General features: G+C 42.0%; 24 protein-coding genes. 15 read left to right on the top strand and 9 right to left on the bottom strand.

The genetic code is table 11. The annotated features are described in order from the left end of the window. Positions 1-4: 4 nt before the first annotated feature. From rpoZ to JL05_RS00485, 3 genes are all read right to left on the bottom strand, one after another. Complete coding sequence (gene rpoZ, locus JL05_RS00495; protein ID WP_004931221.1) at positions 5-280, bottom strand: DNA-directed RNA polymerase subunit omega; 276 nt, start codon at positions 278-280, stop codon at positions 5-7. Positions 281-334: 54 nt separating this feature from the next. Continuing rightward, positions 335-958 (bottom strand): guanylate kinase, encoded by a 624-nt coding sequence (gmk, locus tag JL05_RS00490; protein WP_004931218.1) that lies wholly within the window; start codon positions 956-958, stop codon positions 335-337. Between the two features lie 210 nt (positions 959-1168). Next, positions 1169-1786, bottom strand: coding sequence for a trimeric intracellular cation channel family protein (locus tag JL05_RS00485; RefSeq protein ID WP_025304704.1), 618 nt, complete (start codon positions 1784-1786; stop codon positions 1169-1171). 253 nt (positions 1787-2039) lie between these two features. On the opposite strand from JL05_RS00485, the gene JL05_RS00480 reads away from it, so the two are divergent. Continuing rightward, a complete protein-coding gene (locus JL05_RS00480; protein ID WP_015379443.1) occupies positions 2040-2474 on the top strand; it encodes a DUF3574 domain-containing protein in 435 nt (144 codons plus the stop codon). A 34-nt stretch (positions 2475-2508) separates the two neighbouring features. Here the strand turns inward: JL05_RS00480 and JL05_RS00475 are convergent, their stop codons facing one another. After that, positions 2509-3693, bottom strand: a complete 1185-nt coding sequence (locus JL05_RS00475; protein WP_033631364.1) for a NupC/NupG family nucleoside CNT transporter — start codon at positions 3691-3693, stop codon at positions 2509-2511. A 371-nt stretch (positions 3694-4064) separates the two neighbouring features. On the opposite strand from JL05_RS00475, the gene JL05_RS00470 reads away from it, so the two are divergent. From JL05_RS00470 to JL05_RS00445, 8 genes are all read left to right on the top strand, one after another. After that, positions 4065-4454, top strand: coding sequence for a hypothetical protein (locus JL05_RS00470; protein WP_033631363.1), 390 nt, complete (start codon positions 4065-4067; stop codon positions 4452-4454). A gap of 211 nt (positions 4455-4665) precedes the next feature. Then, a complete protein-coding gene (locus JL05_RS00465) occupies positions 4666-5523 on the top strand; it encodes a DUF6387 family protein (RefSeq protein ID WP_033631362.1) in 858 nt (285 codons plus the stop codon). 93 nt (positions 5524-5616) lie between these two features. Further along, entirely contained in the window at positions 5617-5823 is a 207-nt protein-coding gene (locus JL05_RS24315; RefSeq protein WP_016246690.1) for a helix-turn-helix transcriptional regulator, read from the top strand. Positions 5824-6157: 334 nt separating this feature from the next. Next, complete coding sequence (locus JL05_RS00460; RefSeq protein ID WP_033631361.1) at positions 6158-7357, top strand: tyrosine-type recombinase/integrase; 1200 nt, start codon at positions 6158-6160, stop codon at positions 7355-7357. Beyond that, the gene (locus JL05_RS00455; RefSeq protein WP_033631360.1) at positions 7357-8703 is read left to right on the top strand and encodes a site-specific integrase; all 1347 of its coding nucleotides are present in this window, start codon (positions 7357-7359) and stop codon (positions 8701-8703) included. The genes JL05_RS00460 and JL05_RS00455 overlap by 1 nt, the downstream gene beginning before the upstream one ends. After that, positions 8704-10581 carry a DNA-binding protein gene (locus JL05_RS00450; protein WP_033631359.1) on the top strand — a complete coding sequence of 626 codons (1878 nt, stop codon included), beginning with the start codon at positions 8704-8706 and terminating at the stop codon, positions 10579-10581. It begins immediately after the preceding gene. Between the two features lie 27 nt (positions 10582-10608). Further along, the gene (locus tag JL05_RS24310) at positions 10609-11004 is read left to right on the top strand and encodes a hypothetical protein (protein ID WP_046623967.1); all 396 of its coding nucleotides are present in this window, start codon (positions 10609-10611) and stop codon (positions 11002-11004) included. 115 nt (positions 11005-11119) lie between these two features. Further along, entirely contained in the window at positions 11120-11536 is a 417-nt protein-coding gene (locus JL05_RS00445; RefSeq protein WP_033631358.1) for a hypothetical protein, read from the top strand. Positions 11537-11990: 454 nt separating this feature from the next. Here the strand turns inward: JL05_RS00445 and JL05_RS00440 are convergent, their stop codons facing one another. The 3 genes from JL05_RS00440 to JL05_RS00435 form a co-directional block, all read right to left on the bottom strand. Next, the gene (locus JL05_RS00440; protein ID WP_033631357.1) at positions 11991-12569 is read right to left on the bottom strand and encodes a DUF4755 domain-containing protein; all 579 of its coding nucleotides are present in this window, start codon (positions 12567-12569) and stop codon (positions 11991-11993) included. Between the two features lie 237 nt (positions 12570-12806). Then, complete coding sequence (locus tag JL05_RS24545; RefSeq protein ID WP_072010076.1) at positions 12807-13943, bottom strand: relaxase/mobilization nuclease domain-containing protein; 1137 nt, start codon at positions 13941-13943, stop codon at positions 12807-12809. Then, positions 13940-14323, bottom strand: a complete 384-nt coding sequence (locus JL05_RS00435) for a hypothetical protein (protein WP_033631356.1) — start codon at positions 14321-14323, stop codon at positions 13940-13942. Before JL05_RS00435 ends, JL05_RS24545 begins: the two co-directional genes overlap by 4 nt. 273 nt (positions 14324-14596) lie before the next feature. On the opposite strand from JL05_RS00435, the gene JL05_RS00430 reads away from it, so the two are divergent. From JL05_RS00430 to JL05_RS24530, 5 genes are all read left to right on the top strand, one after another. Beyond that, a complete protein-coding gene (locus tag JL05_RS00430) occupies positions 14597-14863 on the top strand; it encodes a hypothetical protein (RefSeq protein ID WP_139182638.1) in 267 nt (88 codons plus the stop codon). Between the two features lie 58 nt (positions 14864-14921). Next, positions 14922-15599 (top strand): competence protein CoiA family protein, encoded by a 678-nt coding sequence (locus tag JL05_RS25235; RefSeq protein ID WP_139182636.1) that lies wholly within the window; start codon positions 14922-14924, stop codon positions 15597-15599. 78 nt (positions 15600-15677) lie between these two features. Further along, positions 15678-16679 carry a DNA-methyltransferase gene (locus tag JL05_RS24540; RefSeq protein WP_072010075.1) on the top strand — a complete coding sequence of 334 codons (1002 nt, stop codon included), beginning with the start codon at positions 15678-15680 and terminating at the stop codon, positions 16677-16679. Between the two features lie 9 nt (positions 16680-16688). After that, positions 16689-18224 (top strand): McrB family protein, encoded by a 1536-nt coding sequence (locus tag JL05_RS25140; RefSeq protein WP_081877823.1) that lies wholly within the window; start codon positions 16689-16691, stop codon positions 18222-18224. Between the two features lie 19 nt (positions 18225-18243). Further along, on the top strand, positions 18244-19500 hold the full coding sequence (locus JL05_RS24530) for a 5-methylcytosine restriction system specificity protein McrC (RefSeq protein ID WP_081877822.1): 1257 nt from the start codon (positions 18244-18246) through the stop codon (positions 19498-19500). Here the strand turns inward: JL05_RS24530 and JL05_RS24305 are convergent. Beyond that, the gene (locus JL05_RS24305; RefSeq protein ID WP_050501212.1) at positions 19484-20722 is read right to left on the bottom strand and encodes a tyrosine-type recombinase/integrase; all 1239 of its coding nucleotides are present in this window, start codon (positions 20720-20722) and stop codon (positions 19484-19486) included. The two genes, JL05_RS24530 and JL05_RS24305, sit on opposite strands and share 17 nt — an antisense overlap. Positions 20723-20923: 201 nt before the next feature. Continuing rightward, entirely contained in the window at positions 20924-21787 is an 864-nt protein-coding gene (locus JL05_RS00420; protein ID WP_015379441.1) for a YicC/YloC family endoribonuclease, read from the bottom strand. 126 nt (positions 21788-21913) lie between these two features. Here JL05_RS00420 and rph point away from each other — a divergent pair, with 126 nt between their 5' ends. Next, positions 21914-22630, top strand: coding sequence for a ribonuclease PH (rph, locus tag JL05_RS00415; protein ID WP_025160305.1), 717 nt, complete (start codon positions 21914-21916; stop codon positions 22628-22630). Positions 22631-22641: the final 11 nt, after the last annotated feature.

The raw sequence follows: 22641 nt of genomic DNA, 5'->3' as shown, positions 1-22641 counted from the left end.
CTAATTAACGACGACCTTCAGCAATCGCGGTAACCGCTTGAATCTCTGCGGCTTCCTGCTCTTGCTGCTCCTGGCGCTCACGCACGTCGAGGATCTGGCTGGTGATCAGGCCTTCTTCGATTTCGCGCAGGGCGATAACGGTGTACTTGTCGTTCTCTTCCGGAACCAGTGCATCTTTGCCGCCGGTCTGGATCTGACGCGCCCGACGAGCAGCGACCAACACCAGGTCAAAACGGTTACCAATTTTCTCTACAGCGTCTTGAACAGTTACGCGTGCCATATTTGTGCTACTCCACAGGTGACGAAAAGACTGGGCATGATACTGAAACTGCCTTCAGTCTGCCAATAGTTTGCTGATTAAAGCGTCATGCCGCAGCAACTGGCGGCCCAAACGCAGGCGTTCGGCGCGAATGATGGTCTTCAGATCGGACAGCGCCAGATCGAAATCATCGTTCACGATCAGGTAATCGTACTCCGCGTAATGCGTCATTTCCGCCACGGCCTGGGCCATGCGTTTGGCGATCACCTCTTCGGAATCCTGCCCGCGCCCGCGCAGGCGGCGGCCCAGTTCTTCCTTCGACGGCGGCAGAATGAAGATGCTGCGCGCCTGCGGCATTTTGGCGCGGATTTGCTGCGCGCCCTGCCAGTCGATATCCAGAAACACGTCTACGCCGGTCGCCAACACTTGTTCGATGGCGGCGCGCGAGGTGCCGTAATAGTTGCCGAACACTTCGGCGTGCTCAAGAAACGCATCCTGCTCGATCATCCGGCGGAATTCGTCTTTCGAGACGAAGAAATAGTGCTCGCCGTGATTTTCACCCGGGCGGCTGTCGCGCGTGGTGTGCGAAACCGAAACCTGCGTGTCGTACAGCGGTTGCGTCTTTAACAAAGCCTGAATCAGACTTGATTTACCTGCGCCACTGGGAGCAGAGACAATATAAAGCGTGCCTTGAGCCATGATGATGTTCGTTGATAACGGTTGATATGCCAAAAACAGCGGATGTGTATTTTCTCCGCACAGTATACACGGCTAACGCGCCGGGTGCAGCGTTAGCTCGCATTTTGCCCGTGGCTTTGCGCGGAAAAAGCGGCGAATGCGCGAATATGCGCGCTGAAGAGCGATATTTTGGCAGTTTTGGCCCAGCGGCGGCGCGCTGCCGCCCCGGGATCAGTGATCCGGATGTTGGTAGTTGAACACCGGCAGACCGAGGCGGAAGCGCAGGGCGATCAGACGCGCGCTCAGGCCGGCGACCAGCGTGAGGATCACCACCAGATTGTGCGGCAGGCTGAGGTGCTGCAGGCCGATATACAGCCAGGCGGCGCTGAAGGAGATGCCGGCGTAGATTTCTTTCTGGAAAACCAGCGGGATACGGTTGCAGAACATGTCGCGCAGCACCCCGCCGAAGACGCCGGTGATCACTGCGGCGATGGCGGCGATAATCGCGCTGTGCCCCATATCCAGCGCCACCTGCGCGCCGATGATCGAGAAGACAATCAGGCCGACGGCGTCGAGCACCAGAAACAGGCGGCGCAGATGGCGCATCAGAGGAGCCACCCAGGTGGTGACGATCGCCGCTATTGCGACGATGACGATGTATTCCGGGTGTTTGACCCAGCCCAACGGAAAATGCCCGAGCAGCATATCGCGCACCGACCCGCCGCCGATCGCGGTGACCGAGGCGATGATGATCACGCCGAACATGTCCATTTGGCGGCGGCCGGCCGCCAACGCGCCGGTCATGGCTTCGGCGGTGATGCCGATGATATAAAGGATGCTCAGTAACATAAGGGATTCACAGCGTACTTGCGTCAGAATGATGGCCGGCAGGGTAATCGCCGCCGAGGACGCGCGCCACTGAGTTTTTTTCACTGATGGCATTTCGGATTAATATAGCTAATTCAAACTCCGTTTTTATTGCCGATAACCAGCCTTTTTTAACATCTGGCTGTTAATGAAAGCATTAGAAATTTCGCGCTAATTTCCATCGCTGACTATGATTTTTGCAGCGAATCCTTCAACCGAGAAACCGAGACTGCAGATGAAAAACTCCCCGAGACTGGCTGCTGGCGCCATGATGGCAGCCCTGCTGCTGAGCGGCTGCGTGGCGCCAGGCCACCAGGCTGTTTCCCCCACCCCGGCTTGCCGCACCGGCGATCCGCTGGTGCAGACAACGCTCTACTTCGGCCTGAACCGGCCGGCGGGGCCGGCGATCACCGCCGCCGAGTGGCAAACCTTCGTCGATAGCCAGGTGACACCACGTTTTAAAGACGGGCTGACGGTGTTTGATGCCAAAGGGCAGTGGCTGGGCCACGACGGCAAACTGGCGCGCGAGAACAGCAAGGCGCTGCTGCTGATCCATGCGCCGGGCAAAGAGAGCGAGGCGAATATCGAGGCGCTGCGCAGCGGCTATAAGCAGCAGTTTGCGCAGGATTCGGTGATGCGGGTGGATGCGCCGGTGTGCGTGGCGTTCTAAAACGCACTCCCGGCCGCCTGGCCGGGAGTGGGGATTACAGCACCAGGCCGGCGATGGCTGCCGACAACAGGCTCACCAGCGTCGAGCCGTAAACCAGCTTCAGGCCAAAACGGGAAACCACGTTGCCTTGCTGCTCGTTCAGTCCTTTGATGGCGCCGGCGACGATGCCGATGGAGGCGAAGTTGGCGAACGACACCAGGAACACCGACAAAATGCCCAGCCCGCGCGGCGACAGCTCCGCCGCGATCTTCTTCAGTTCAATCATCGCCACGAATTCGTTGGCCACCAGTTTGGTCGCCATGATGCTGCCCGCCTTCAGGGCCTCCTCCGCCGGGATGCCGATCAGCCAGGCCAGCGGATAGAACACGTAGCCGAGGATCTGCTGGAAGCTGATGCCGAGCACCGCCGAGAACAGCGCGTTGACGGCGGAGATCAGCGCGATAAAGCCGATCAGCATCGCCGCGATGATCATCGCAATCTTGAATCCGGCCAGAATGTACTCGCCCAGCATTTCGAAGAAGCTCTGATCTTCGTGCAGCTTGTTCAGCTTCAGCTCCGGCTCGTCTTCGACCTGATACGGGTTGATGATCGACAGGATGATGAAGGTGCTGAACATATTAAGGATCAACGCCGCCACCACGTACTGCGCGTCGATCATCGACATGTAGGCGCCGACGATGGAGAGCGATACCGTCGACATGGCGGTTGCGGCCATGGTGTACATGCGGCGCGGCGAGATGTCGCCGATGATGCCCTTGTAGGCGATGAAGTTCTCTGACTGCCCCAGCACCAGCGTGCTGACGGCGTTGAACGATTCCAGCTTGCCCATGCCGTTGACCTTGGACAGCAGGGTGCCCACCATGCGGATGATCAGCGGCAGAATGCGGAAATGCTGCAAAATGCCGATCAGGGCGGAAATAAAGATGATAGGACACAAAACGCCGAGGAAGATGAACGCCAGGCCATCCTTGCTCATGCCGCCGAATACGAACTCCGATCCTTGGGCGGCGTAGGCGAGCAGGGTGTCGAAGAAGCCGGCGACGTGTTTGATCACGCTGAGCCCGCTGGCGGAGTGCAGGAAGAAGTAGGCCAGCGCGCCTTCGATCACCAACAGCTGGATGATATAGCGCAGGCGGATTTTCTTGCGATTATTGCTGACCAGCAGCGCCAGGGCGATGATCACCACCAGGGCCATAATAAATTGCAGAATTTGTGGCATAAACGGTCCGTACGGTTCACGGGCAGGAAAAAAACACATTTAGCCACAGCATTGCCGTCCTTTCATTACCTTGCGTGATAATTAGAACAAAATACTTATGGCATGCGGGATATCTTGCCGATTGTCATCCGCACGCGCTGCTCGGCAGTTTTTCATAAGCCCCCGAAGTGCCTTAGTGAGCCGTCTTCCATGATGCCTGCCGGCTCGCAGCCTGATGCAACCACCGTCCCGCACGTTCAGGCACCTGGAATCTGGCTCGCAATGGGCGATTTTTCCCGGCGCAAAATGTGGTTTTCTTGGCTAAGGCGGAGAAACATGTTTGGGCAAGGCGCCGCGACTGGCGCGCATTTTCTCAAACCAGGAGGCGAACGATGAATACCGGCACGTTGCTCAGGGCGCTGGCCAACGGCGTTAATCCCGACACCGGCGAGCTGTTGAGACCGGCTTCGGCGGCCTGCGCGCCGGAGGCTATCCGGCTGCTGTTCGCGTTGGCCAACGAGTTTGACGGTGAATCCGAACTGCAGAAAAAAGCCCGGCTGACACCGGAGGAGAAGCGGCAGAAGAATCTGGCCGAGGGGCGGCCGGCCAATGCCTACTTCCCCTGGCCGGAAGAGGAAAAGCTGCGGCTGCGCGAGAGCCATGCGGCCGGGACGACGCTGGAAGCGCTGAGCGATGAGTTCGAGCGCTCAACCTGGAGCATTGCGGTGCAGCTGCAGAAAATGGGGTTGATCGGTGAGGAGCAAGCGGCCGCCTATCGCTGATCTGCAGCCGGAAAAAAGCCCGCGTGGCGCGGGCTTGACGGTGAGCGGAGCGGGATCACTCGATGTTCTGGATCTGAATATCGATTTCATTGTTATTTTCTTTAATAATCAGCGGTTTGATAACAACTAAAGATCTTTAAATCGATATTTACTCCCCGAATCACCCCCCGTATAGTTTACTTAAATATTGAGTTATAGACGGAGAGGATGAGTGAAAAACTGGACAACTGAACATACAAAAGAAATCAAGAAATGGTTAGATATCGACACATATCGTAAGTTCGAAGATCTCACCCTTCTACAGTTATACCACGAGCTGTGGGCCAGAACACTGTTCTTCAAAAGCTACAGGGAGGATTTTGAGGCAAAAGCCCTAATGGGATACTTCGAAAAAATTTTCAGCGGAAATCCATTCTTGATTGAGGAAAAGCAACTTGGCTATATGGCACCGGACAACCGATTGTTTCAACCGCCTCATTTCTTTCTAACTACACTTGAACGACTTGCTGAACTGAGCATCATCTCAATGCAACGGGGCACTTTTGTGTGGCATGGCGATGATAAGTATTCAATCAACGGTGAGCTACAGGAAGAAACTCTCTACGAAAGTTTACCCGACCAATTCCAAAGAACAGTCATGTTAGAAGTTGATCTCTCAAGTGGCACAGACGACGAAATTGCGGAATCACTCAAAGCGGCATTACCTCAGTGGCGTAAGTACATGGAAATACAGGAAAACCCTCTGGATTCCGTTCGCTTTGGATATGGAACCATTAAGAAGCTTATCAACTATCGAATCATCCCTATGCTCGACATTTTAGTTTGGACAAAGATTAAACAGATTCGTGTATCGGATGATCGACTGTCCAGGCTGCTTTATACCGATGATGATGATGAAAGTCAGATCAGACTTCACTATCATGTAAAGGATACCGACAGACCACTTGCCCTCAAAGCGGCCTCAGTTGACTTCATCAGGCAGTTTTATTACTTCATAAACAAGAATAGCCATTTAAAAAACATGAGAGTTTCAGACACCATGAAACTCTCTGATTCTGAAAAGAGTTAATTTCTATCATTTAGGTGTTATGAAGTTCGCTACTTTTGTTGCTGATTCATTCGTATAGTCGTTTTCATCAAAGAAACACAAGAGGAAACGACTATGAATCAGCTCAATACACGCCTTATTCGCCTTCCCGAAGTTCTAAATCGAACAGGTTATGGAAAAGCCTGGATTTATCATCTTATCAATCAACATCTTTTCCCAGCACCTATCAAAATTGGCTCTCGTGCTGTTGCTTTCATTGAAAGTGAAGTTGAAGAGTGGATTCAATTGGCTATTAAAAATTCAAGAAATAATGTTGAATGAGTCAATCAACTAAAATCTTTTTATGGCATATGATAAACTGTTTTTTATCTATAATGTAAAAAATAAATTAATAAAAACCCTATATATTTTACAAAAAAAATTACAGATTAGAACTAACTTAGTCTTTATAAGACTCTGAGGTTAACTATTAAGTATTTGGTATTTATAAAATAGGCTAGATTCACCTTATATAAGGTGCGAAAATTTATATTGCTTTGTTATTGATATAAAACAAAAAGAATAGAATTAAAGTTAATTATTTTTGTAAAAAATTAAATATTAATTTAATAATATCTGTTTCCAATAAAGTTTTGTAAAATTTCTAGGAGGGGATATGGAAAAGCATGGCGTTAATAATTTTATTTTTAAAAATGGTGAGAGGTTCTGTCATGTGATTGATAAGAAAACAGGAGAACCAATTTATTATCCTAATCTTTATCTAACCACACATATAAGAAATAGAGCAAACTCCATTAACACTATGCGAGCTGTTGCAGGGGTCTTAGCATTACTAATGAATTATTTTTCTTTAAATAATATAGATATAGATAAAAGAATATTAATCCAAGAATTTATGAAATCCAATGAGATAGATAGTCTTTCTGATTATATGTCAAAGAATTCAAAAAAAGGTAGTCTTAGAAGTCATCCATCCTCTGTGAAAAATCCAACTAAATATTTTAGGCTGGGTGTGGTTATCGATTATATGAAGTGGCTTTGCCAGATGCATTTGGCTCTATCAGACGGTAAAAAAAATAAAGATAGGGTAGATGCTTTTATAGCTGAGTTAAATCATAAAAGACCTTTGGGTTCAAATGTATATAAAAAGGAGATGCCTGATAAGTCTCTAAGCCGAAGACAACTTGATCTTTTATTTAATATTATCGAGCCGGGTTCGGAATTAAATCCTTTCTCAGATTTAGTTCAACCAAGAAATAGATTAATTATACTCATGCTTTTTTCATTCGGCATTAGAGCTGGTGAAGTGTTAAACCTCAGAGTAAGTGATATTGATTTTATTAATTCCACCATTGTGATTAAAAGAAGACCTGATGATAATTTTGACCCGCGAGTGAATCAACCACTTGTAAAAACGAGTGAGCGAATATTTTCAGTGGAGAAGGATTTAATGAGTGAAATATATTATTATATAACGGTAAATCGAAATAAAATAAATAAATCAAAATTCAACGACTTTATGTTTATTACTTACAAATCTGGTAATACTCATGGTATGCCGCTATCAATTTCAGCATATCATAAGATAATCAAACTAATCAGAAACTCTCATCCAGAGCTATCGGGTTTATGTGGACACCAATTAAGGCATACTTGGAATTACGAGTTTTCCAAGAAAATGGATGGATTGAGCGAAGGTATCTCCCAGGAAAAAGAAGAGCAAATTAGGTCTTATCTAATGGGATGGAAAGAGGGATCTGGAACTGCAAAAATATATAACAGGAGACATGTTATTGAGGAAGCTCATAAAGCATCTCTCGCTATGCAACAAGAACTAATAAAAGGATTGTTGTAATGAATAAGAAAGAATGTAAATCGGATAATAGTAATAGACAAGCGAAACAGTATGGTTATTTTTTTAACATTGATGAAGCTAAATGGAAATTAGATAGTGGTTCTAGTGTAAATGTTGGGGGTATATTAAAATTCATTCATTCCTCACTTATTGAAGGGTATATAAACACGCTTGCTTTTTATGCAAGCAACTATAGTGCTGGGTATGTTAGAAGAATTAATGTCATTATGAAAGATTTTTTTATAAGGACTAATTCTATATTTGTTTCCGAATTTGATATTTTGAATTATAGATCACTCATTTCATATTCAAAGATAAAAGACTTAATTGTTTTGAGGGCGTTTTTAAAAAAATGGCATTCTATTGGTTATTATGGTGTTGATGATAGTGTAATAACTTTGATGAAATCAATGGTGTTAAAGGTAAAAACACGAGGCTCTGTTATTAAGCAAGAGGACCCAAATAAGGGGGCTATGACTGATAATGAACACAATTCGTTAAATCAGGCTATTCATAGTGCATACAAAGATAAAAAAATAACTCTTTTAGAATACTCATCGGCGTTGTTAGTTAGTTTTACAGGACGAAGGGCATCACAGCTTATCGCATTGAAATTTAAGGATATAATTAAAAATGAAAAATCAGATGGAAGTGAAGTATTCTTTTTGAGAATCCCCAGGGTGAAACAAGGTTTTGGATTCAGGCAGATTTTCAGAGAATTGAGAATTGATGGTAATCTTTATAACGTGATGATGCGACAGGCGAATAATTCTATATCTCTTGTAGAGGCTTACATTGATAGACATCTTCTATTGGAAGAAAAAAATGAAGTACCGGTTTTTCTTGATGCCAGAAAATATGAAATATTAAGTGGAAAGGTAGATGTTTTTGATTTGTTAGTTTCTGATAGGCTTCATGCACCCAAAAATATATTTGGAGTATCTTTAAAAAAAATTGTCAAAAAAGAAAATGTAATTTCAGAAAGAACTGGAGAACGTATAACAGTAAACGCATACAGGTTACGTTATACCTTAGGAACAAAACTTGCTCGTGAAGGGTATAGGGACGAGATAATTGCAGAGTTATTAGATCATTCGTCAATCTTGAGTGTGGGTATTTATACAGAAAACCTTGCTGATAATGCTGAAAAAATCAATCAGGCAGTTTCTAATGGTTTGGCACTTATTGCAGATGCCTTTCTTGGTAAAGCCAAGATTAGTGGAGTTGCACCTACACATAATAGCGGTGATTTATTAACAGGGAAAACGAGTTTATCTTGCATAAAAAAAACCGCAATGCCATGTCATGGGTGTATTTATTTTAAAAAATCAGTTAAGGAGGTATAGATGAATAATCTTGTTGAATTTAAAGCAAGTCATGAATTGGATGCAATCAAAAATGTCAGAAATTTTATAACATTCTGTCGTGATAAATTAACTATTTATGATGATATTATAGACTGGAATTCCAGTTCGTGGAAAGGAATTGCAGCCTTTCGAAAATTGAAAGCAGGATACGGATTGGTAGAAAGTAAAGATAGACTGGATAGTGATTTTATTGATTTCGCTAAAAGCTATATAAGGTACAATCAGGCTTTGAGTTCAGTTAAGACACCTGGAAGAAAAATATTGGCATTAAGATGTCTTGAAAAAGCTCTTTTGCAAACTTGTCATAATGCACATGTATATAATGTTTCTACCATAGTTCTGGATGAAGCTTTACAGATAGCAAGTAAACATTATAAGAGCAATGTTCTTCATCAATGTGGTTATGAACTTCAAAAATTAAGTATTTTTTTATCTGAACATCGCTTTGTCAGGTGTGGGTTTATTAGCTGGACAAATCCAGTTAAACCAAGATTTAAAAACAACTACCTCCCAGAAAAAGAAGATGAAGATAGGATACACAAATTACCAGATGAGCGTGCCCTATTTTCAATAGCGGAGATATTTTCAAGGCCAGATGAAAAACTTAGCTCAAGAGATCTTTTTACTACATCTGTTATTGCTTTATTAATGTGTTCACCAAGTCGTGCCTCAGAGATTTTGGCTTTACCTGCTGACTGTGAAATAACAAGGAAAGATAGAAATGGTGTGGAGCGTTATGGGCTTCGTTATTATGCTGCGAAAGGTGGTGGTGCGACTATTAAGTGGATACCTGATGTCATGATCCCTGTCGCCCAAAAAGCTGTTTCAAGATTACTTAAACTTTCTGAAAATGCCCGCTCTCTTGCCAGATGGTGTGAACGCTCACCTGATAAATTTTATAGACACCCGCTTTGTCCTGAAGTGGATGAACATGAACCACTTGATGTTCGTCAGGTTTGTCATGCTCTTGGCTATCGATTGGATGATAAAGGACAATGTATTAATAAATTAAAGCGCACGAGTCTTGATGGCGGAGTCTCGTTTCTGAATTACTCTGATAGATACTATACGCTACATAAACTCTGGAAGTTGATAAGAAAAAATTTACCGCAGGATTTCCCTTGGTTAGATAAAGAAAAGTCAGTTAGGTATAGTAATGCATTATGTTTGCTGAATTTGCATCAATGCCATGAAGTTAAAATGACAGCTTGCTATACACTTTACAAACCTAGTTATAGTGATTTATCACGAGATATAGAGAAATCTCGAAAGATGAAACCTGAGGTTAACAATATTTTTAAACGTCATGGCTACTTTGATCAGTTTGGCAAATGTCTTTTCTTACGCACTCATCAACCTAGGCATCTACTAAACACAATCGCACAATTGGGTGATTTATCTCAATTAAATATAGCAAAATGGTCAGGAAGAGTTAGTGTTTTACAAAACAAAAATTATAATCACACATCTCAGGAAGAGATACTTGAAAAGATAAGTAGTTTAAAACTCGGAAGTAATCGTTATTGCTCCCCTATGGATAACAAATCTAATAATATGGTTGTATTAGAGAATCTGGCTCATGGTGCGGCTCACTTGACATCAGAGGGTTATTGTATTCATAACTATGTCATTCCCCCTTGCCGAAAATTGGCAGAAGCTCAGGCATATGGATGGGAAGATTATGGTGAGATGAATGAGCAACAGCAGAAAGAAGTTATCAATAAAATAAGTTTGTTTCTTAAAATGGCAAAACAAGCAGTAGATGATGGCTTTTATGGCGCAGACAAATGGGTTTCATTTCATGAAGACGTATTAAATAATCTTGAGAAAAGAAACCATTTCAAAACAGGTAAATAATTTATTATAAAAATATTGGAGGATGTTATGGCGAAACACTTAACACAAAATGACATTAATAAAATAAAAAACACTATAAATACTTGGGATGGAAAGTTAACATGGGAATTGTTATGTGAGTCAGTAAAATCCCATATAGGGAAGAAACCTACTCGCCAGTCATTGAATATGCATAAAGAGATAGTTCATGCGTATTTATTGAAAAAGGAAAGGTTAAAAATTAATGGGAAGGTTTTTAGAAAACCTGCCAATCTGAATATTGCAGCCCAGAGAATTAAGGGGCTGGAGGTCGAAATTGAAATACTTAAAAAGCAGAATAATAGATATAAAGAACAGTTTACACTATGGCAGTACAATTCATATAAATATGGACTTAAGCCACACCAGCTAAATGAACCATTACGTGCAAAAAACGACAATTAAGTAAATTTAATATTACATGCTGTAAATATATTTTTACTGAGGTATTGATTTTTAAACTAATACTGTTATTTATTGATTGTCAGGATGACCAAAATAAATTGCAAGGATGCATATTATGGAAAAATTAAATAGCATGGAGCGTTTTCTAATTCTTTTTGAACGTTTCGTGAAGAAACTCGAAGAGTCTGGACTATCAGAATCAGATATAATTGATAAATCTTACCTTTTTTGTGTAGGTTTCTATATCAAGTATAAAAATGACATTGATAATATAGAGTTAGCTAACAGGGATATTGTTTTATCTTTTATGCTTACCTCTTATTACTGCTTTATTAACAATGTTGAAAAAAGAGTAATCGACGCTGAGAGAATAAGAAGAATGTGTGGATTACTTATTCACTTTATCATGAAAAACAAAGCTAATTCGGAAAGTGTATTTATAACAGAAAAAAGAAAATATGATAGATCTCTGTTGGCTATGAGTTTGAGGAAAAGGGACATCGAGTTTAATATAAGTCATGGACATAAATAGTATCTTTAGCTTTTGAATTTTTAGCCTGAATGCTATGTCGTATCTTACCCATCGAAAAACGTGGCTTGACTATCAACAAGAAGTTCTCTCCAAAGCGGAATTCCTTCACACTTCTCAATTACATACCCTTAGATGAACAAAAAAAGCACCCATGAGGGTGCTTTTGCTGCTACTATACACTTGGACCACAGGTCCTTAAAATAACAATTATAAAGAAGGAGGTGGATTATGCATAATAATCTCACAAACCTGCTAAGGATAGCGATTTTTATCAGCATCCTTTTGTATAGCCAACCGGTTTACTAAGGGGTTGCTGATATATGGCTACCAGCTAGCACTGGTAGCCATATTATTCAACTTATGACGTACCATTTTCCTGTTGTCAAATTTAATTACTGTAAAATAAAAAAAGCCTGTATGTCAGCATACAGGCTTAGCGATTATTAAAAATTTTCTATGCAGCATTTAAATTCTGATCAAAGATCTCCATCCATTGGTTGAGCTGCGTCTTCAAATCATTCAACCCATTACGCGAATTAAAAGCATCATTACGGGGATAGAACCGGATATGCCACTCTGGTTTACGAACGTCTTTTACGCGGATAAAGAGACCTGTATCAGCGATGTTTTGGCCTAATGTTTTACCGTTCTCTCTGATACTAGTTAATCCAGCACCTGCAACTTCACCACCGTATGTAATGTTGTAGTGCCACTCTTTGATATCATCAAAAGAATACGTTTTTGCCCCTGCGCTATTTTTAAGAAATACTTCTTGTTTATTTTTGTCTAACCTAATCTCGCAGTCATTGAATTTATGAATATAGATCCCATCATTATTTTCATTCAGATAATTGAATGTAGCATCATTGTTTTTCCTGACGACATATTTGCCATAAGCTGTTGCACATAGCATCGCACTGATAAAAAACAGGGGCACCCAATAAACTGACATGACCTTAGCGCCCCCAAAAAAAGCAACAAAAACAGGGAGTGCAATCGCCAGCATTACACGTTTCATCATGAAGAATTTCATACGGTTTTTCCTGTATGATAGAACGATATTAAAAATAGGCTAGTAAAATCAGTCTTTTAGCTGATAGTTCCTTCAACGTACATTTTGTACAAAGCTGTAAAGTTATCAAATCATTTGTACCGATCGATATTTTGCAATTTGATAGGTGCTGGCTATCATTTGTGATTAATCGATCGATTATAACGATCAATTATTTGTCATAAAATCAACAGTATAGGGTTTTTAGGTTGTTTTAAGCTAAATTTTCAGTCTAAAAATGTTTGTTTTCACAGGTTTTTCAACAGACGGAGGAGATGGTAGGTCTATAGAAAGTGGTGAAGCAGAAAAGATTATTGCTGGTTTGTTTTTGCGTTCAAAGAAAGAGTTATGCAAGCTTTTTACGATACCAACTATGCTATCTAACCAGGGGATTGCTTCTATCCATCTCATTGTGAGATTTATATAACTATTGGTAGCTGTTATTGTTTTAGCATCCAAATTTTCTTTCAACAGTGGTTGAGGTCGTTCAGGTAAGGGAAGCAATATGTCGCTCGCATCTACTGCACCAAAACAAACTATTGCATCAGACGCCATCGTTTGGATTGTATCAATGCGTATGAGCTGTTCTAAGTTTTTCCATGAATACTTTTTACCAAGCTGAGAAGCCTTGAATGAAATATTGGCGTACTCAAAGGAAAAACCATTCATTTTTCCAGTCGAAGACCTGTTGGGTAGCGCTTTTATCTTCTGAACTGCAAGCTGCTGCACAAACTCGTCTTCGGAAATCTGGCTTGTGAGCAGTGTATCTATAGCTTCTTGTATGAGCGTCTTTGCACATTTCTCGCCTGTTCTCTCTTCTAACATTGCTTCATTACGTGATTTTTTACGTTTGGCAGCAGGTGAGGCAGGAGGTTTCAGAGCATCAGGTCCTTTGGTTCTGGTTAACTGGTAGTCTTTTTCAAGTTCCTGGATGATACGGGTGCTGATAAGATTCTCGTTTTTTCCCAGATACAGCTTCCCTGATATGGTATCGATGCGACTTGCTACTATATGGATATGCTGACCCTCTCCATCATCATGTAGGACGTAAGCTCGTAGATGCGTCTCAGAGAAGCCCATACGCTTCATGTAGTCATCGGCTATCTGTTTCCATTGCGTTCTTGGTAAAGACTCACCACAAGGAAGACGCAAAGAGTTATGCCATACGGGTTTACTGACATCAGGACGTAGAAGCTTCGTTGTGTTGAACTCTGCACTTAGTGCTTCTGCGAAGCTTTCTATGACATTGCCACCGACTACATACGGATCTGACATGTGGTGCGAAGCAGGTTTTAATAAATAAGAAATAAGGCAATTAAAGGTTTTTCCTCTTTTGATTTTTTGCATCCCTTTCATTCATTTATTTCTCCCCATAGATCAGCACCAACAAGATTTATGCGAAGCTCAGAGATCTGGCGCTTCACTGCGAATAGTTCTGTTTGCGTCAGAGAGCTACCCTGGCTTTTGTTATCCAGATGAGCGACAAGCTTGTTCAGCTTCTGTGAAATTTCGCTCAGAGATTTCCAGGCTTCTATGTTGATGGCCGGAACGGACAAAGGAAGCTTATCCAGGGACGCTAAGCGAAGCCACTCTCCCTTGCTTTTATCACCGCGTTTCGTGTTGAGAAGCTGTAGTTCTTCATGGTTGAATCGGGCGCTGACACAATGAGTACGCAATGATTTAGCTGGGACTTTGTTGTTTTTCTTACAGAATTGTAATCCTATAGTTTCTTTCATAGAAGCTCCTTTTCGTATATTAGGTTTTGTATTACTTTTATTGTGAGCAATTCCTTTGCAGCACTTTGTACATTTATATTTCAAAAATTTGATATGTCAATATTTTGAATTTGACCCGGTTCTTATTTTTCAACCGTAGGGCGAAAAACAAGGGAACTCAAAGAAGCGTAGCTTCGTAGAGTTAGCCCTTGCTTATGGATTATAACGTGGAAGACTTGACATAAATAAATATTGCAAGTATTAAATGATTAAATTTAAGATGAGATGATCCTTATGATAGAAAAAGAGAAATTAAAGTGGCAAGTTATTTCAGCTATATATGATATAAAATTTAATATTGATAACTTAGATGATTATTTTGAAAAGAATGTTGATAAAATATCTGAGTTTATAGTTACGTATGGAGAGGAAAGCTTCCATCAGTATATAGTGGGTCTTGAATATGATGCATCAATGAAAGTCATTTCATTAATATGGGAAAAATACAATAACCGTGGTGCTTTTCAATTGTATATATCAAATTGTCTACTACTCATTTGAACGTATTGAAATATTTTGAACAATAGTCCATACTCTTTTAACTTACAAGGGAGGGACTATGACAAATAAAGCATACAAATCAGGAGATAGTCAAAAAAATCTGATTCCTATAGAGGTTTGGCTACTTGATTACAATCTTAGTATACCATGTTGTATTATTTGCGATCAGCGTTTAACTACGAAATCTAAAGCTGCTCAGAAAAGGGCGCATTTTGCCCATAAGCCTGGTTCTAATTGTCCATCGATAAACAAAAATAATATTCCATTCTCAAATTTGATAAATATTCCAAAAGATCCATCCTTGAGGGTTGCTGCAAAGAACTGGACTAAAGAAAACTTATGGAATATTTATTTTAAAATTAGAAAAGAATTTCCCCAACTCAATTTTAATTGGTATGATATGCAAAATTGTTTAAAGAATGCTAACCAATTAGATATTTGGTCGTATAAGGGAATGCAATTTGACTACATATCTTATGTGCTACTTGTATGTTGTTCACTATTTCCATCTTACAAAACTACTAAAAATGGTCCTAGCCGAAAATCCGACATGTTTTTTGTATTAGAGCCAATACCTTCTTTAAATAATAGCCCTAATGCTCCCTGGAACTCTTCTGGATTGCAAAAGAGATATATTTACGTTGTAGATATTACTTTACAACAAGTAGACAAAATAGAGATGGTTTTATCGACTCCTGAGCCAGTTCAATACGCATTAGCAAAGAAACTGCTATAAAATAACAAGTTCCAATTCGGGTGTTTTTGTGGTATTATAAAGGGTGCATCCTTAGAAGATATAATATTTAGGAATATCATGAAGAAAAACTTAGAACTGGATCTTGCCACAAGTTTCCAAGCTGTCAATAAGCAGACTGAAGATAAAATGTGCTTTAAGTCTGGTGCTATGCACATGGCGGGCTTGCTAAAGGGCGACTCCGCTTCTTGCCTGAAAAAACTTCCAGACAATGTATTCAACGTTGCCGTTACTTCTCCACCTTATTTCTGGGTAAGAGATTATGGTTATGAAGGACAATTAGGGCATGAAGCTTCTGTGGAAGCTTACATTGAACAATTGATGACGGTATTCGATGAAGTAAAGCGAACTTTACATCCAGAGGGCGTTTTCTTCCTTAACATTGGTGATACATATTATTCTGGCAATGGGCAGCCGCATGGTCGCGATCCTAAATGCGCCTCCAGAGATTTTTTACGGCAGAAGGTTAGACCTGTAGACCAAAGTGGTTGGGATATACCTAAAAAAAGTTTAATTGGTATCCCGTGGAAAGTTGCATTTGCTATGCAGAACCGAGGATGGACTTTGCGAAGTTCTATCATTTGGAACCGTTGTAATGCATTTGTCGAACCTACGGCAAGAGATCGTCCTTACAGACAATATGAGTTCGTTTTCATGTTTTCCAAAAGCCGTTTTTACAGCTTCGATCGTTCTATGCTTGTTGAAGAAGATGTATGGAATATCCCTATCGAAAGAAGTCGTCGAGCTAATCACAATGCTTCATTTCCTTCTGAATTAGTAAGAAGATGCATTGAGATCGGTAGTCCGGTGGGTGGGCATGTGCTAGATCCATTTGTAGGTAGTGGTACTACTATTTTTACTTCTTTAGCTAATGATCGCAATGTTGTTGGTATTGATATGAGTCCCGACTACATTGATTTTATTGACACTTCCCTTGAGGCAGACGGTCATCAAAGGATTGAGTTTGATAAAATTATCCAAAGAGTCTCACAGCCATCACCTTTATGGAGTTCTTGGGCTGGTAATAAAGCCAATTTTAGAAAGCCTGGCAATAAAAAATAAGGGATTACCATGAAATACTTCAAAATTTCATCAATTATCGAGGCTATAGAGCATCTCCAACAGTTCAATGGAAATTGGCTTTTGCCTGCTTTCGTATTTGCTTCTAATGAAGTGAGTACAACGGAAGTTGTTGATATGTCTAAAAAATTAGGTACGGATCACTTTTTGGACAGGTATTTTAATGGTAATTTATTGGATATTCCTCCAACTAAAAGAGGTAATAATCTTCTTCGTCCCCGTTTTAAAGACGTTGTTGGTTGGAAAACAGGTCCCTATAGTGGGGATTTTGTTATTCGGCAAGATACTAAGATGTGGGGTAATCTTTTTTCATCTCGTGGATATAGAGAGATGAGGTTGCAGGGGTTAATTGAAGGAGAAAAATCCCTTGTTAAACTAACGGATCAGTTCCAACCAAGGTTTGAGAATGAAGTCCCAGATAGTTTCAGGTTTGAATACTTCCTCATATGGTTATTTGCATTTAAAGGATTCCCAGATAATATAGTTTCGTGGGATTTGTTATTTAATTTTCTTTTAACTCAAGAGCTTGGTATAGATAGTTTTCCACCAGCTTTCCATGAAAGATTTAGAATTTTTGGTGATATACCTTGGCCTGAATTAGATAATGAAAAACAATCTTCGAATATAATATTAGAAAATTTAGCTCCGAAATTCAAAGAATCTTTAGTAAGTGATTCTATGGTTGAAGATGAAATAGTAGAACCTGAGTTAGGTGATGATGACAGTATATACTCTGAAATTATGGCATCCATCCGTAATCAGGAAAGTTTGAATTTTTTATTTGTAGGTCCCCCTGGTACTGGTAAAACCCACTATGCTCGAAAAATAGCCAATAAAATTACCAGTGAGGAAAATATAATATATCTTCAATTTCATCCAGCTATAAGTTATGACGACTTTGTTGAAGGGTTTAGACCAAAATATTCTGAAGTGAATCAGAATATTACCTATGAGCTGGCACCAAGACTTTTTTTAGAGTTTTGTGAGAAAGCTAAGTTAAGTAATGATAAACCTCATGTCATCGTTATAGACGAATTAAATCGAGGTGATGTCCAAAGAATATTTGGTGAAGCTTTAACATATATAGAAAGAGATTATAGGAATAAAATTTTTACCTTGCCATTCTCTGGCAAAGAAGTTTTCATACCTGAAAATATAATTATATTAGCTACAGCTAATCCTTATGACCGTTCCATTACTGAGCTTGATGATGCTCTTTTGAGACGGTTTTGGGTTATAAATTTTGAACCGGACCAACTTACTCTTGAAAAAAAATTACAAGATGAAGGGATAGAAGATTCGCTAATAAGAAAAATCATTTTTGTATTTAATTTAATAAATAATGCTTTCCCAAATGGTTTTGGCCATGCTGGATTCATGAAAGTTAAGTCTCAAGAAGATTTAATGTCTATATGGAAAGCTAAAATATCGCTTCCGTTAAAAAGGGCATTATTGCATGATCGAAGCAAGTATGAAGAGACTAAACAGAAAATAATTGAACTATTAACTGATGACAATTTCGAGTGAAAATAATTAGAGATATAAAATGAATGACTCTAAAACATTGGTAATAGATTTGTTTGAAAGGGAGACTAGACGTTTCCCTAAAGAAATGCTTTACGATCAATTCGGTAATTCACTAATTTTTGAAAGTGCCAGGAAGTTATCCGTAATAGATTTAAGAGATACAATTAATGGCATTGAATTACGGGTTCTTGGCATTGTAGGGCTATTGCCTTTAACAAGCGAAATAATCATAAATATCAAACCAAAGTTCCCTATTGTCAATCTTTGGGAAATGGTCAGAATTTCAGATGTATCTTGTGATTCATTATTACCATTTCTGCGAAGCTATGAAGTTAATGATAGTGATGTTCCTTTAAAAGTGCTTTTAAAGAGTTTTTGTTTTTTCCTAAGACCTATCTTAGATAGCTCTTTTACAAGAAAATATAAATTAGAAGAAGAAGAAGGTTTTTATAGGCCTAGTTTAAACTTCGGGCGAACTTTAAAAAAACATATTTTAAAAGGCAATCATTATACTGTAGCCTCAGATGTATTCATTTTCTCAAGAGATATTGCTTTAAACCAAACAATTAAGAAAAGTTGTTTGGCGTTTCTTCAAAAATCACGATTGCTTAATAACGTTGAAGAGGAAAAAAATATTCTTCTAGAGGCGCTGAGTATATTGGAAATGCTTGAGCCGCGTCAAATGAATCCAGACTATCATACGTTGCTGAATCAGGCTGACTCTGTTAATAAAAAACATTATGATGGTCTTCTTACTACTTATGCAATTCTTTTAGGTTATAAAAAAATAGGTTTCTCTTTCAATCCAGACGGAACTAGAATGCCTTCTTTTCTCTTTAATATGGATGTTGTTTTTGAAAACTTTATAAGGAATTGCATTTCGAATTATTTTATGAAGTTTGGAGTTCGTGTTTTTGATGGAAACCAAAAAAAACATCAAGGTATTCTTTTTTCTGATAATAAAAGGTTTCCAGTTAAACCTGATTTGATTTTTAAAAAAGGGAAGGTTCCTATCATGCTTGGTGAGGTAAAATATAAACCTAAAATTGATGAGTCTGACCGTTATCAATTAATTAGTCATGCGACAGCACTCAAAACATCCGTGGCATTATGGATATCTCCTTCAATGGATGAAAATACCGACCTCGAATTTATTGGTACAATAAATAGTGGTATTAAATTTTACCATTGTAAGTTTAGTCTCAAAGGTGATATTAAAAACTCGATAGAACAAATGAATCAGAGTATTAAAAAATCACTTATAAAGCTGGAATAATGAAGTGTTCAAATGGTTTTTTTGATAATCTTTCTGAAAGCCTTTGTAAGGCTTCTTTTCTTTCATCAAAATAATCATATCTGTCATAAATACCTTCTACACCCTTCAGCTTATGGTTCAGACATCTTTCTGCGACATGTGGGGGAACAGACAGTGATGCAAGTAAACTTCTGCAAGTCCTTCGTAAGTCATGGACTGTGAAATATTCAATATTACCCATTACATTAGGTGGTTGCTTCCTCTTACCCGGTTCTACCCCGAATAGCTTGGCTATCGCCCTGTTGAGGGTATCTTTTCCCATATGTAGATTCTTACTGGATCTGCGGTTAGGAAAGACATAATCAGAACCAAAAGCTCTGACCTTTAGCTCTTTTAACATTTCAATTGCCAGTGGGGGTAGCGGAATCACAATGCCCACTCCTGACTTACTCCTTTCTTTTGGTAAAGACCACTTTTTCTCATCAAGGTCAAATTCTGACCAAGGCGCTTCCGTAAGTTCACTTTTTCGAACTGCCAGCAGTAGAAGTAGGGCACATGCAAGGTAGTTATCACGAGAGAAGCTGTCAGAGTGTTCTCTGAAAACTTTAAACACCTGACCAATTTCTTCCAGACTCAATGCTCTTTCTCTGCTTTTTTCGATTCCACCTGCATCATTGACCTTAAACGCAGAAGCTGGATTGTTTAACAATAATCCAAGCTTGATTGCATGGTCGAAGAGTTGCTTCATGTAGAGTAGGGCATCATTTGAAATGGTTGGCCTTCCGCTATCTGTAATTTTTTGGAGAATGGCTCGAACATCAATGGGGGTTATCTTCGCCAAAGAAAGTTGACCAATCGTAGGAGCAATATCTTTCCTGTATACCCTTTCTGGGATTTGTGGATGCTTCAACCGCCTAACCAGGTCTTTGTGCCAGTCTTCAAACAGTCCATCTACTGTGGTCAGTTGCTTAGGGCGATTGAGTTTTCTCTCAGCAATAGGATCATCCCCGGTGGCAACTTTTCTTCGAGTATCCTCAGCGAGGCTACGAACCTCGGACAGAGATAGATGAGATACCTTACCTAAGGTGATTTCTCGTCTCTTAGAGCCGATTGTGTATCGAAGCATCCAATACGCCTCACCTTTTTGTGGGACTTTCAGGTACAAGCCTCGCCCATCTCCAAACTTCCCCGGTTCTCTTGCTTTGATGAGAGCCTGAACTGTCCTGGCTGTGAGTGAGGTCATAATCTGTCCTGATGGAAAAAGTAGTGGGGGGTACATTGTTATAAACTGCCAGATCGGGCTAGTAAAGCAAAAATGCTCCCCGTTCTACTCCCCATTTTCTGGTGGTTTTTAATAAATCTGAATGGTCTTATATAGACTATCTTTCAAATAAAAAAGCCCATTTAACATGGGCTTATGGATTCAAGTGGACTTTAAAATAATTTACTCGATATTCTGGATCTGCTCGCGCATTTGCTCGATCAGCACCTTCAGCTCGATGGCGGAGGCGGTGACGTCGGCATTGATCGACTTGGAGGCCAGGGTGTTCGATTCGCGGTTGAACTCCTGCATCATAAAGTCGAGGCGGCGGCCGACGGCTTCTTTCTTCTTCAGGATGTTGTGCGTCTCTTTCACGTGCGCTTCCAGGCGGTCCAGCTCTTCGGCGACGTCGATGCGCTGCGCCATCAGCACCAGCTCCTGCTCCAGGCGGGTGTTTTCCAGCTGCACCTGCGCCTCTTCCAGCTTGCTGACCAGGCGCTCGCGCTGCCATTGCAGGATGTTCGGCATCTGGGCGCGCACTTTGACCACTTCGGCGCTGACGCCGTCGAGGCGCTGTTCGATCAGCGTTTTCAGCGCGGCGCCTTCGCTTTCGCGTGCGACGATAAAGTCATCCAGCGCGCCGTCCAGCGCCTGCATCAGCTCGGCGCTGATGGCATCCAGATCCTGCTCCTGCGCGGACATCACGCCCGGCCAGCGCAGCACGTCGATCGGGTTGATTTCCCCTTCGTCGCTCTGCATTTTCACCCAGTTGGCGGCTTCGACCAGCTGTTTGGCCAGCTTTTCGTTCAGGATCAGCGAGCTTTGCGCGCTTGGATCCAGTTCGAAACGCAGGTTGCATTCGACTTTGCCGCGGGTCAGGCGGCCACGGATACGTTCACGGATCACCGGCTCCAGGCTGCGGAATTGTTCCGGCAGGCGGATGTAGGTTTCTAAGTAGCGCTGGTTAACGGAACGCAGCTCCCAGGCTGCGCTGCCCCATTCACCCTTGATTTCACGCCGGGCGTAGGCGGTCATGCTGCGGATCATTGATGCGTACCCGTAATAGGAAAAGATGGGGCGATTATAGCGTCGCGGCTGCGGGCAGGATAGGCATTACGTCACGAAGCCCGTATAATGCGCAGCCAATAGTTGATTTGAAGCCGGAGAGAGCCCATGCGTCCTGCAGGCAGAGCACCACAGCAAGTTCGCCCACTGACACTGACCCGTCACTATACCAAACACGCTGAAGGTTCAGTGCTGGTTGAGTTTGGCGATACCAAAGTCTTGTGCACCGCCACGGTAGAAGAGGGCGTTCCGCGCTTCCTGAAAGGCCAGGGGCAAGGTTGGATCACCGCCGAGTACGGTATGCTGCCGCGCTCCACCCACAGCCGCAACGCCCGTGAAGCCGCCAAAGGCAAGCAGGGCGGCCGCACGCTGGAGATCCAGCGCCTGATCGCCCGCTCGCTGCGTGCCGCGGTAGATCTGAAAAAGCTCGGTGAATTCACCATCACCCTCGACTGCGACGTATTGCAGGCCGACGGCGGTACCCGCACCGCCTCCATCTCCGGCGCCTGCGTGGCGCTGGCCGACGCGCTGAACACCCTGGTGGCCAACGGCAAGCTGAAAGCTAACCCGATGAAGGGCATGGTGGCGGCGGTTTCCGTCGGCATCGTCAATGGCGAAGCGCTGTGCGATCTGGAGTATGTGGAGGATTCCGCGGCGGAAACCGACATGAACGTAGTGATGATGGAAGACGGCCGCATGATTGAAGTGCAGGGCACCGCCGAAGGCGAGCCGTTCAGCCACGATGAGCTGTTGGCGCTATTGGCGCTGGCCCGAGGGGGCATCGAAACCATCTTCCAGGCGCAGAAAGCGGCGCTGGCGGACTGATTTTTCAAGGC

Origin of the sequence: Serratia nematodiphila DZ0503SBS1 (assembly GCF_000738675.1) — a bacterium.
In the GTDB taxonomy this organism is placed as follows: domain Bacteria; phylum Pseudomonadota; class Gammaproteobacteria; order Enterobacterales; family Enterobacteriaceae; genus Serratia; species Serratia nematodiphila.
This window is presented reverse-complemented; position numbering and strand designations above follow the sequence as displayed.